This window comes from Methylobacterium nonmethylotrophicum (genome assembly GCF_004745635.1).
Taxonomy (GTDB): Bacteria; Pseudomonadota; Alphaproteobacteria; order Rhizobiales; family Beijerinckiaceae; genus Methylobacterium; species Methylobacterium nonmethylotrophicum.
Genome location: NZ_SRLB01000033.1, coordinates 15,609 through 27,566, shown reverse-complemented (window position 1 = coordinate 27,566; position 11,958 = coordinate 15,609). Strand labels below are relative to the sequence as shown.

Annotated in this window: 8 protein-coding genes; 7 read left to right on the top strand and 1 reads right to left on the bottom strand. The window is 71.7% G+C overall.

Annotated features, from left to right (window positions below; genetic code table 11):
* Positions 1-13 precede the first annotated feature (13 nt).
* The 4 genes from EU555_RS29510 (at position 14) to EU555_RS29490 (ending at position 7,635) form a co-directional block, all read left to right on the top strand.
* Entirely contained in the window at positions 14-1,801 is a 1,788-nt protein-coding gene (locus EU555_RS29510; RefSeq protein ID WP_135418908.1) for an ATP-binding protein, read from the top strand.
* An 8-nt stretch (positions 1,802-1,809) separates the two neighbouring features.
* Complete coding sequence (locus tag EU555_RS29505) at positions 1,810-3,468, top strand: putative bifunctional diguanylate cyclase/phosphodiesterase (protein ID WP_245524560.1); 1,659 nt, start codon at positions 1,810-1,812, stop codon at positions 3,466-3,468.
* Positions 3,469-5,599: 2,131 nt separating this feature from the next.
* Positions 5,600-6,916, top strand: a complete 1,317-nt coding sequence (locus EU555_RS29495; RefSeq protein ID WP_245524559.1) for an MptA/MptB family glycosyltransferase — start codon at positions 5,600-5,602, stop codon at positions 6,914-6,916.
* Positions 6,917-6,945: 29 nt separating this feature from the next.
* The gene (locus EU555_RS29490; protein WP_135418944.1) at positions 6,946-7,635 is read left to right on the top strand and encodes a glycosyltransferase family 2 protein; all 690 of its coding nucleotides are present in this window, start codon (positions 6,946-6,948) and stop codon (positions 7,633-7,635) included.
* 25 nt (positions 7,636-7,660) lie between these two features.
* Here the strand turns inward: EU555_RS29490 and EU555_RS29485 are convergent, their stop codons facing one another.
* Positions 7,661-8,545, bottom strand: coding sequence for a helix-turn-helix domain-containing protein (locus EU555_RS29485; protein ID WP_135418905.1), 885 nt, complete (start codon positions 8,543-8,545; stop codon positions 7,661-7,663).
* Between the two features lie 336 nt (positions 8,546-8,881).
* On the opposite strand from EU555_RS29485, the gene EU555_RS29480 reads away from it, so the two are divergent.
* The 3 genes from EU555_RS29480 (at position 8,882) to EU555_RS29470 (ending at position 11,958) form a co-directional block, all read left to right on the top strand.
* The gene (locus tag EU555_RS29480) at positions 8,882-9,658 is read left to right on the top strand and encodes a TIGR04282 family arsenosugar biosynthesis glycosyltransferase (protein ID WP_135418904.1); all 777 of its coding nucleotides are present in this window, start codon (positions 8,882-8,884) and stop codon (positions 9,656-9,658) included.
* Between the two features lie 79 nt (positions 9,659-9,737).
* A complete protein-coding gene (locus EU555_RS29475; protein WP_135418903.1) occupies positions 9,738-10,799 on the top strand; it encodes a radical SAM protein in 1,062 nt (353 codons plus the stop codon).
* Position 10,800: 1 nt separating this feature from the next.
* The gene (locus EU555_RS29470) at positions 10,801-11,958 is read left to right on the top strand and encodes a pyridoxal phosphate-dependent aminotransferase (RefSeq protein ID WP_245524558.1); all 1,158 of its coding nucleotides are present in this window, start codon (positions 10,801-10,803) and stop codon (positions 11,956-11,958) included.

Genomic DNA, 11,958 nt, shown 5'->3' with positions numbered 1-11,958 from the left:
GGAGTCGCGTGGAATGAACATCCGGAACGGAGTCGTGGCGGTCGGGCACGTGATCGCCATCCGCGATTCGAAGGTCACCCTCGAACTCGCCCCGGCCGACCCGCGGCCGCGCGTGACCTACGGCAGCTATCTCGCCATCCATGCCGGCACCCGCGTCCTGGTGGCCGTGGTCACGGCGCTCACCCTGGGAGGGACGCTCGGCGCGCGCACCGTCCTGGCCGACCTCGACCTGCTCGGGGAGATCGTGGAGGAGGAGGGCCGCTCCTTCGCGCGCGGCGTCACGATCTATCCGGTGATCGGCGACGCCGCGCTCCTTCTGCCGGCTTGCGACCTGCAGCTCATCTACAGGGTCTCGGCCGCCCGCACGGCCGCCGTCGGCTCCCACGCGCAGGATCCGTCCCTGCCCGCCTGCATCAAGGCCGACGACCTTCTCGCCAAGCACTTCGCCGTTCTCGGCGCCACCGGCGTCGGCAAGTCGAGCGCCGTCGCCGTCATCCTCGACGCGGTGCTCGGCGCCAGGCCCGACGTGCGCGCCTTCCTGCTCGACGTCCACAACGAATACGCCGCCTGCTTCGGCCCGCGCGCCAACGTCGTCAGTCCCCGCACCCTCAAGCTGCCGTTCTGGCTGTTCAACATCGAGGAGGTCACCGACGTCATCTACGGCGGCCGCCCGCCGGTCGACGAGGAGATCGAGATCCTCGCCGAGCTCGTGCCCGCCGCCAAGGCGAAGTACGCCCAGTACAAGGAGGCCGGGGAGCGGCAGCTCATCAAGCGCAGTGCCGCCAGGACCTCCGGCTTCACCGCCGACACCCCGGTGCCCTACCTGCTCCAGGACCTCGTCGCGCTGATCGACGAGCGGATGGGGCGCCTCGAGAACCGCAACTCGCGCCTGCATCACCACCGCCTCATCACCCGCATCGAGACGATCCGGAGCGACCCGCGCTACGCCTTCATGTTCGACAACGCCAATGTCGGCGGCGACGTGATGGGCGACCTCCTCGCCCACCTGTTTCGCCTCCAGCCCGACGGCCGGCCGATCACGATCATGCAGCTCGCCGGCCTGCCCGCGGAGGTGCTCGACGCGGTGGTCTGCGTGCTCTGCCGGCTGGCCTTCGAGTTCGGCATCTGGAGCGACGGGGCCGTGCCGCTGCTCTTCGTCTGCGAGGAGGCGCATCGCTACGCCTCGGCGGACCGCTCCGTCGGGTTCTCGCCGACCCGGCGCGCCCTGTCGCGCATCGCGCGCGAGGGGCGCAAGCACGGCGTCCATCTCGGCCTCGTGACCCAGCGGCCGGCGGAGCTCGACCCGACCATCATCTCCCAATGCAGCACCGTGTTCGCGATGCGGATGACGAACGACCGCGACCAGGCCTACCTCGCCGCCGCGGTCTCGGACACCGCCAACCTGCTCAGCTTCGTGCCCCATCTCGGCACCGGCGAGTGCATCGCGTTCGGTGAGGGCGTGCCGATCCCGGCGCGGGTGCGGTTCAGCCGCCTCGCCGCGGAGGCGCTGCCCCGCAGCGACACGTCCGGCTCCGGCCTCGACACCACCGGCGCCGAGCCCTCGGCCGCCTTCGTGGGGACGGTCGTCGAGCGCTGGCGCGTCGCGACCATGAACAAGGGACGCACGGAGCCCGACCCCGTCGCGGCCCTCGGAGCCCGGGAGCCGGTCCCCGAAGGCGGGGCCGGTGCGGCGCTCGACCAGGCGCATCGCCGCCTGCTGCGTCGGCCCCTCGATGCGGCGGATTCGGCGCCCGCCCAGGAGTCGCGCTCCGCCGGCAGCGGCCTCTGGCAGTCCCGATGAGCCCGCCGATGGCGAGCCAGAGGCGCAGCCTGCTCGAGGCGGCGATCCAGGCGCTGCCGGTGAGCGTCGTCCTGCACGACGCGCATGGCCGCTGCATCCTCGCGAACGCGGCCGCGCACGCCCTGGCATCCGAGCTCGCGCAGGACCGCCCGGCCGACGGTCGCGCGGCGGCGCCCGGGTCCGCGGCCCTGCGCCTCGACGGCCGCGAGTTCGAGCTGAACGTGCGCACCCTCGAGGTCGAGGGCCTCGGGACGGAGACCGAAACCTTCCATCTCACGACGGCCGTCGACGCGACGCACCATCACGCGATCCAGCGCGAGCTGATCGAGCGCGCCTACCTCGACGCGCTCACCGGCCTGCCGAACCGGGTGCTCTTCGAACAGAGCATCGCCGAGCTGATCGCCGGCATGCCCGCGAGCCAGCGTTTCGCGCTGGCCTTTCTCGACCTCGACAACTTCAAGCACATCAACGATTATTACAGCCACGCGGCGGGCGACGCCCTGCTCGCCAAGGTTGCCGACCGCATCCGCGGCCTGATCGGGTCGACCGATCTGCTGGCTCGCGTCGGCGGCGACGAATTCGTGCTGCTGCTCAACCCGGTCGAGAGCATCGAGGTCGCCCGCGCCCTGGCGGAGGATGTGGCCGAGCGGCTCAAGCAGCCTTTCTTCATCGACGGGCACGAGGTGTTCGCCTCCGCGTCGATCGGCCTGAGCCTCTACCCGGATCACGGCCGGACCTACGAGGTGCTGCGCCGCCGGGCCGACAGCGCGATGTACCGGGTCAAGGGAGGGGTGAAGGGGGGCGTCAGCCTGTTCGAGGAGAGCATGGCCCGCGCCGCCACCGAGCGGATGGCGATCGAGCAGCGCCTGCGCCTGGCCATCCGCGACCGGTGCTTCTGCTGCGCGTTCCAGCCCAAGGTGGACCTGCGGACGGGGGCCATCCACGGGGTCGAGGTCCTGCTGCGCTGGCGGGACGAGGAGGGCGTGATCCAGGCTCCGGGCGCCTTCATCGGACTGGCCATCGAGCTCGGGCTCATCAACGAGATCACCCTGCAGGTTCTGGCCGAGGTTCTGCGCAGCCTGCCGGAGATCGACGAGGCGTTCGGCCCCGGCGCGTCGATCAGCCTGAACATCGCCGCCAAGCAAACCTGCGACGTGCCGTTCATGAGCGCGTTCTGTGACGCGCTGGCGGCGACGGGCTGCGCGGAACGGTTCATTCTGGAACTGACCGAGGAGGCTTTCTTCACCAAGGGCTGCTTCCAGCGCGAGGTGCTGCCGCGCATCCGGGCGGTGGGAGCGGCGGTGTCGATCGACGACTTCGGTGTCGGCTACTCGTCACTCGCCGCGCTCGCGGAGATCACGGCCGACGAGCTGAAGATCGATCGCTCGTTCATCACCGACATCCACGAGCGGCCGCGCAGCCAGATCGTGCTGAAGGCGATCGAGTCGCTCGGCGCGGCGCTGGGCATGCGGATCATCGCGGAAGGCGTGGAGACCTACGAGGAGGTCGCGTACCTGCAGGCGGCGACGCAGATCCGGTACGCGCAGGGCTACTATTTCGCCAGGCCGCTCCTCCTGGAACAGGCACGCAACGAGCAATCCTGCCTCGGCCGCCCCGGTGCCGGCGTGCCCCAGACCATGCCGAAGCGCGACCGTGCGGTCGCCTGAGGGCCATGCCGTTTCGAGCGCCTGTAGGCCCCTTGCGGAGCCTTGATGGAACTGAGTCCCAGGAGAGGCCGTTTGAACCGACCACCCTCACGCGTCCGGTCGAGTGCAGATGGCCACCTCTGCAAAAGCGCTTTATGGGACCGGGGCTGCATTTGCTGCCGGAGTGATTGCAACCCTCGCTGTGGTCAACCTCTCAGGCGGCGAGCAACCAAGCGTCTCGCGAGGTGTGGAGCCCGCAGCACAGCCCGGCCCGCGGAGCGTAGACGGGCACGTCTGGTCGAACCCCGTCCGGTCCCATAGCCCCGCTGTCGCAGCACCTCGCGAAACGCGTCCGCCCCTGAATTTCACGCTTGATGATTCCGGGCATCACGGCAGACCTGGGCAGTCGCAGGCAGCCAGTGCCGGCGAGCAGGAAGAAGCAGTACCGTCTGTTGCGCGAGCGATCGGGTCGGAAGATCGAGACACCACTCGGACCGATAACCCGCGCCAGAGAGCGCCTGAACGGCGCTCCACGATTGCAAGTCGCGACGAGCCATTGGCTCAAGACGCCCATTCGGAAAAGTCCCGAGGCACCCCTGTCGTCGTACCCAATGCCTCCAGGGAACAGGCCGCGTCAGTGAGCGGAGCTGCGTCTCCCAATCCGAAATCGCGGATGACTGCTGAGCCAGCGGAGACCGGGACGCGGCGGTTCATTGCGACGGATCGAGTGACACGCCAGAAGGAGGCCAAGCTTCTTCCGAACACGACGGGGGATAGGCGCAGCCTTGCTGCAGTCAGAGAGGTGCGCCGCATCATCCCTGTTCGCGTCACCAAGCATGCCGATGTGCAACTTGATGGACCTGCATCGCAGTTGCGGCGAATGCGGCAACGACCGCAGAACGAAGCACCCGGACCGCATCGTCACTCCCCGGCGGCGGAAACCGGTGGGGTGATGGGCTGGCTCATGGGGTCGGCCGAGCGCTTCTAGCCGGTGAGCGCAGCGCGCAAGCCAATCCCCCGCCCAAGGATGCACCGGCGGCGATTTCTACGATCGATGAGGTGCCCCAGAACGAACTCGATCAAGTCTCGAAGCTTCCTGCCAGAGGACCTTTATGCGGAACCGGATCAGGCACGTATGGCCAGTCGCGGCCGTCATCGGCATGCTCCCCGTCGCGGCGCATGCATTGAGCGCCTCTGAGATGAGCAGCCGCACTGCCACCATCGCTGAGCGGTACCTTCAAATCTGGTCGTCGAACGAAGCCGGTCCCGTCGCAGGGGTGCCGTACATGTACGGTCCGTCCGTCATGTTCTACGGGCAGCGATACTCGCAGTCTCAGCTCATGGCAGAAAAAAGGCGCGCGATCCAGCAATGGCCGGTTCGGCGGTACGTCCATCGTCCCGGGACGATGCGGGTGGTCTGCAATGCACCGGCACGCAAGTGTGCAGCTCGCTCCACGATCGATTTCGAGATCAGTAATCCAAGCCGCGGGACTCGCAGGACAGGATCGGCTAAGTTCGACCTTGGCGTCAGTTTCGCCGAGCCTCATCCGCGCATTCTGTATGAGGGTGGCAGCCTCAACAAACGGCGGCCTGGCGGAAGCTCATGATCCGATCGCGGCACGAGAGTCCAGGTATGCGCGATGGATCAGCCCTCCTTGTGCTGTGCCTGAGTTTGTGGGGCAGGATGGAGGTCGTCTCCACCTCCCGGCTGGAAGCCGAAACAGCGGCGTGCGAACTCGCGAGCCCTTCCATACCTTGGCGTGGCGTGTCGATGATGTCCGGTTGCGAGGTTTTTCCCCAAACATTCGATTGTATCTCGCCGCCTAGGCAGAGTTGCATGGCGCAACTCTGATTAGATTTTTGTTCTTGCATCATTGTCACGGCCGAACCCGTGACCACTTCGGCACCGGTCGTTCGCGACCGGCGGAATGATGCTTAGGGCAGACGCCGTTCGTCGATGGCGGCGGCACCGTTGGCGGCTGAGGCCCGCCGCCTGACCTGCATCCCGGAGGCCATCGTTGGGTCATTCCGGATGATGGACAGGCGGGCCTGCGTGGGGCAGATCCCCCGGGCGGGGTCGCCTCGGGGGTGGGAGCATGGTTGGACGGTGGACCAGCGCGGCCGCCGGGGCGTCGCACCCATGATCGGCGCCGTGGCATCTCCGCGGATCGCCCTAACCCTCCTCGGTGCCGTCCTCACGGCGTTGACACTCGGCGCCCTCACGCTGCACGTGCCGGGCGCCGACACGGTGGGATCGCCGCTGCGCGCCAACCTCTTCGTCGGCGTGCTGGCGGTCTCGGCAGGGGTCTACCTGCTCGCCGTCCGTGTCGTGCTGCGGCACGACCTGCCTGCCTCGGCGACGGGGCTCGTCCTGGCACTGGCGGTGCTCCTGCGCCTCGCGCTGCTGCTCCAGCCGCCGTTCCTGTCGAGCGACATCTACCGCTACGTCTGGGACGGGCAGGTGCAGGGGGCGGGCATCAACCCCTACCTGTACGTGCCGGCCGATCCGGCGCTGACCGCCCTGCGCGACCCCGCCGTCTTTCCGCTCATCAACCGGGCGGACTACGCCCGCACGATCTACCCGCCGGCGGCGCAGGCCTTCTTCGCCGTCGTCGGCCGCGTCAGCGCGAGCGTGACCGGGATGAAGGCCGCGATGCTCCTGTGCGAGGGCGTGGCATTGCTGTGCCTGCTCGCGCTCCTCGCGCGCGCCGGGCTGCCGCGGGTGCGGATCCTGATCTACGCCTGGAACCCCCTGGTGCTGTGGTCCTTCGCCCTCGACGGGCACGTGGACGCGCTGGCGGTCGGGCTGCTCGCGCTGGCCCTCCTTGCCCGTGCGCGCCACCGCGACGGGCTGGCCGGCGCGATCCTCGCCGGAGCGGTGCTGGTGAAGTTCCTGCCGGTCGTCGTGGCGCCGGCCTTCGTGCGGGGCGGGCGTCTGTGGCGCCCGGCGCTGGCGGGCCTCGCGGTCATCGTCGCGCTCTACGCCCCCTATCTCTCGGCCGGCGCTGGCGTGCTCGGCTTCCTGCCGGCCTACGGGTCGGAGGAGGGCTTCGACACCGGCCAGGGCTTCTGGCTGCTCGCCGGCCTCTCGCACCTCGTGACGCTCCCCTCGGTGGCGGCCCGGATCTACGCGCTGGCCGTCGCCGCGTGTTTCGCCGCCCTGTCGCTGTGGGTCGCGATGCGCCGGGCGCCGAAGGACGTGCCGGAGGCGGTCGTGCTGTGCCGCGACGCGGGGCTGCTGGCGGCGCTCGCCACGGCGGCCGCCAACCCGCACTACGCGTGGTACTATGCGTGGCTGGCGCTGCCCGCCTGCGTCGCGCCGAGCCCGGCCGTGATCTGGCTGTCGGCCGCCCCGGTCCTGTTCTACGTCGACCCCTTCAACGAGCGCTTCGTCTGGCCGGGCCTGGTGTTCGGGCCGGCCCTGGTTCTGGCGCTGCGCGCCCTCGTGCGATGGAAGAGAGCCTCGTGACCGCCTCCGATGCCGCCGCCTTCGAACCTGTGAGCGTCGTCATTCCGACCCTGAACGAGGCCGCGACCATCGGCGCCGTCCTCGCCGAGATCCCGGGCGCCTTCGCGGGGGACCTCATCGTGGCGGATGGCGGCAGCCGCGACGGCACCCAGGCGGTCGCCGCCGCCGCGGGTGCCCGCGTGATCGAGGCGGGGCGCGGCTACGGGCGGGCCTGCGCGGCCGGTGCGGCGGCGGCGCGGCCGGAGAGCCGCGTGATCGTCTTCCTGGACGGCGACGGGGCCGACCGCGCCGATCTCATCGCGGCGGTGGCCGGCCCCGTTCTCGCCGGAGAGAAGGACCTCGTCCTCGCCTCCCGGACGCGGGGTGAGCGCGAGCCCGGGTCGATGCTGTGGCACCAGGTGCTCGCCGGGCGCCTCGCGGGCCTCGGCATCGGCGCGCTCACCGGCGTGTCCTACTCGGACATGTGCGCCTTCCGGGCGATCGACCGGGGGGCGCTCGCCCGGCTGGCGATGCGGGAGATGACATACGGCTGGAACATCGAGATGCAGATGCAGGCCGCCCGCGCGGGCCTGCGCATCGCCGAGATTCCCCTGCCTTACAGGTGCCGGGCGGGCGGAGCTTCGAAGGTTGCGGGCTCGCTCGGGGGCACCGTCCGGGCGGGAAGCCGGATCGTGACGACCTTCCTGCGCGTGGCGATGGGCCCGGCGCCGCGGCGGTGAGCCACGCTCCCGGCGCGCGCAGGGCTCAGCCCTTCCGCTCCCGGCGCCACGCCGCGGGCGTCATTCCGGTCGCCTGCCGGAAGGCGGTCGTGAAGTGCGACTGGCTCGCGAAGCCGAGCGCCAGGGCGATCTCGCTGAGGGTCTCGCGGCCGAGCAGGCGCTCCTGCGCGCGGGCGCAGCGGCGGCGCAGGACGTACCGGTAGGGCGCCTCCCCGGTCGAGGTCCGGAAAGCGTGGGAGAAGTAGGGGATCGACAGGCCGACGAGATCGGCGAGTTCGCCGACGGACAGGTCCCGGTCGATATTCTCCTCGACATGGGCGCGCACGCGTCCGAGCGCGGCCGCCCGCAATCCGCCCCGCGGCGCCGTCTCCCGCGGGACGGCCTGCCGCAGCAGCCAGCAGGCGACGAGCCCGACGGCGTGGTCGATCTCGGCCGCCGAGGCCGCGACCGTGCCGCGGCCGATGGCGGCGAGATGGAGGACGAGGCCCTCGACCAGGGGCTCGTGCCGGGGCTCGCGCGCCAGCGGTACCAGGTCGGGCAGATCGGGAAGGCCGGCATCGTCCGCCGCGCGGGCGAGCAGCCGGTGAGGGATCACGAGGTTGAGGTCGCGGATCAGGTCGCGCCACGCCCAGTCGCCCGGACTGCGCGCCGGCGTGACGCAGACCTCGCCCGTCCGGGCCAACGTGGTGCGGCGCCCGTCGCCGATGTCGCGCGACGCCTCGACCGGCGGGTGGCCCGGCGCGAGCACGTGGATGACCGTCTCGAGCGAGCCCGGGACGTGCCCGCTCCACGCCGTCATCTCGGCTTCGACGATGGTCGCCCCCGACCGCCCGAGGGCGAACCGCTCCCAGGCACGCCACCTCTGCGCCACGGCCGGGTTCAGGTAGGGAACGTGGCCCACCCGGGACATGCGCGGCTTCCTCACCATTCGTCGGGAGTGCGTCGCAATACAGGAAGCATTCCCCTGCGTCCGCATGCAAGCGTCCGTAGGTCGTATTCCCCAAGGAGAGAACCGCTCCCGGCCCCGGTTCCCCGGTTCACGAAGTAGCGAGCCCACGCCCGGACGGCGTGCCGGACGCGAGCTTTTCGCAAGTGCAGCAGGATCCCGAAAGCGAAGCGCGGCCGTGACCGGTAGGTTGGCGGCCAGTGCCGGCGCGGGCTTGCGGCACGGGCCCGACCGTTGCGCAGGCACGAACGAGGGCGGGGACGAGCGGGCCGCGCGGCCCGCAACGGAGACGCGGGATCGATGGGTGCGCGACAGGCGTCATGCGGCGTGGCGGTGATGGCGAAGGCCTCGGCTCCCGGACGGACCAAGACCCGTCTGGTGCCGCCCCTCACCTACGAGGAGGCTGCCGGCCTCAACACGGCGTTCCTGAGGGACGTTGCCGCCAACCTCGACGCCGCCCGCGCGGCGGGGGCGCCGCTGGCGAGCCACATGGCCTACGGCCCTCCCGGCAGCGAGAGCTTCTTTCGCGATGCGCTGCCGCCCGGGATCGGGCTCATCGAGAGCTGGCTCCCGTCCTTCGGCGCGTGCCTGTTCCACGCGGTCACCGCCTTGTTCGCGCGGGGCCACGAGGCTGCCTGCGTGCTGAACGCGGACAGCCCGACGCTGCCGACCGGCCTGCTGGTGGAGCTGGCGGACCGGCTGGCGCGCCCCGGCGACCGCGCGGTGCTGGGTCCGGCGGAAGATGGCGGGTACTGGGTGCTCGGCCTCAAGGCGCCGCATCGCCGGCTGTTCGAGGCGATCGACTGGTCGACCGAGCGCGTCGCGGCCCAGACCCTCGCGCGCGCCGCCGAGATCGGGCTGCCGGTCGAGATCCTGCCGACGTGGTACGACGTCGACGACCGCGCCAGCCTGCGCCGGCTCGTCGCCGAGGTTCTCCAAGGCGTTCGTCCGGGCCCGGGGATGCCCGCCCTGCACCCGGCGCCGGCCACCGCCGCCTTCCTGCGCGACGCCTTCGCCCGCACCGACCTCGCGGACCGCCTGGACCTCGCCCGGCCGCGGGAATCGGAGGTCGCCTGATGCGGCAGCTTGACCGCAGGAAGCCCGCCCCGCGCAGGCCGCGCGCGGACACGCCCCCGACCCTCGCCGGACGAGCCCCATGACCCACGCCGCCCTCGCGACCGATCCGCGCCGCTACCACGACGCCGCCCCGGCCCGGGTCGGATCCCGCGCCGAGGCGCCGCCGGTCTGCCTCTACCTGGAGGTGACGAACCGCTGCAACCTGCTCTGCACCACCTGCCCGCGCACCTACGAGGAGCTCGAGCCGCCGGCCGACATGAGCTGGGAGCTGTTCCGGCGCATCGTCGACCAGGTGCCGGGCCTGCAGCGCGCGGTCCTGCACGGGGTCGGCGAGCCGATGCTGGTCAAGGACCTGCCGCGCATGGTCCGCTACCTCAAGGAGCGCGGCGCCTACGTCCTGTTCAACACCAACGGCACGGTGCTCACCGAGAAGAGGGGCCGGGCCGTCATGGAGGCGGGCCTCGACGAGCTGCGGGTCTCCCTCGACGCCGCCACCGCGGCCTCCTACCGGGCCATCCGGGGCAAGGACTATTTCGGCCGCATCCTGCGCAACGTGCGCGCCTTCCGCGAGATGCAGGTGCGCGAGGGGCGGGAGCGCCCACGGGTCTCGGCCTGGCTCACGGGTCTCAAGGAGACGCTCCACGAGCTGCCCGCCTTCGTGCGGGTCGCGGCGGAGATCGGCGTCGGCGAGGTCCATCTCCAGCGCCTCGTCTTCTTCGAGGACGCGGCGACGGGCCTCGCCCGGCCCGACCAGGCGCTCTACGAGCGCATGACCCGGGAGGACGCGGCGATGCTGGAGGAGGCCGCGGCGCTCGCCGCCTCGCTCGGCCTCGCCTTCTCGGCCTCCGGCGCCGCCTCCGAGCCGGGCCTGAGCGTGCGGCGGACGGACGACAAGGCGTCCTGGTCGCTCTGCCGCCGGCCCTGGACGGTGATGTACGTCACCGCCAACGGCCGGGCACTGCCCTGCTGCATCGCCCCGTTCTCGCAGCGCGGCTACGAGAACTACACGCTCGGCGACGCGACCCGGGACGACTTGCGCGAGATCTGGAACGGGCCGGCCTACCGGGACTTCCGGGCGGCGCTGCTCTCCGACGACCCGCCCCGCGCCTGCGCCGGCTGCGGCCTGCGCTGGAGCCTCTGACGTGAGCGGCGCGGCGGCCGTGACCGCGACCTTCGCCCTCGCCGCCTTCCTGGCCCGCTGGGCGCCGGGGATCCGCCACGACCTCGCGGCGAGCGAGAGCGAGCCCCTCGCCCTCGCCGACCTGCTCGCACGTGCGGATGACGAGGACCGGGCCCGCTGGGAGCGCCTGAACCTCGGCTACCCGGACCCGCGGGGGGCGCCCTGGCTGCGGGCGGCCGTGGCGGCGCGCCACGCGGTCCTGTCGGGGGACGACGTCGTGTGCTGCAGCGGCGCGCAGGAGGCCCTGTCCTGCACGGTGGCGTCGCTCGTGCGGCCCGGCGACCACGCGGTCGTCGTCCTGCCGATCTACCAGCCGGCCGAGCAGGCCGTGACCGCGCTCTGCGCGACGACGGGCGTGCCGCTGCGGGAGGAGGCCGGGACCTGGCGCCTCGACACGGACCGGATCGCCGCGGCGCTCCGGCCCGAGACGCGCCTGGTGCTGATGAACCTGCCGAACTCGCCGACCGGGGCGCAGCTCGAGCCTGAGGGGCTCGACGCCCTGGTGCGCCTCTGCCGCGCGCGGGGAATCTGGCTCGTCAACGACGAGGTCTACGGCCTGACCGCCACGGCGGACGCCCTGCCGGCGGTGGCGGACCTCTACGAGCGGGGCGTCAGCGTCAACGGCCTGTCCAAGGGCTTCGGCCTGCCGGGCCTGCGGGTCGGCTGGGCCGCGACCCGGGACCGGGACCTGCTGGCCCGGATCGTCGTCGCCAAGAGCCGCTCGTCGAGCTGCCTGTCCGCGACGAGCGAGGTGCTCGCCCATGTCGCGCTGAAATCCGAGGCGGCGATCCGCGGCCGCAACCGCGCCATCGGCACGCGGAACGCCTCGCGCCTCCGGCAGGTCGCCGCGCGCTGGCCCGGGCTCTTCGAGGTGGGCCCGGCCCAGAACCTCGCCTTCGCCTTCGTGCGCTACCGCGGCGCGGGGTCGAGCGAGGCCTTCGCCCGCGAGCTGGCCGGGACGGCCGGCATTCTCGTGCTGCCGGGCTCGCTCTGGCGCTCGCCGCTGGCGCCGGTGGCGGAGGACGGCCTGCGGATCGGGCTCGGCCGGCACGCGAGCGAGGGCGCGCTCGGCGCACTCGCCGCCCACCTGTCGCGCCGCGCCGCGGCGCCGGTTGCGTGA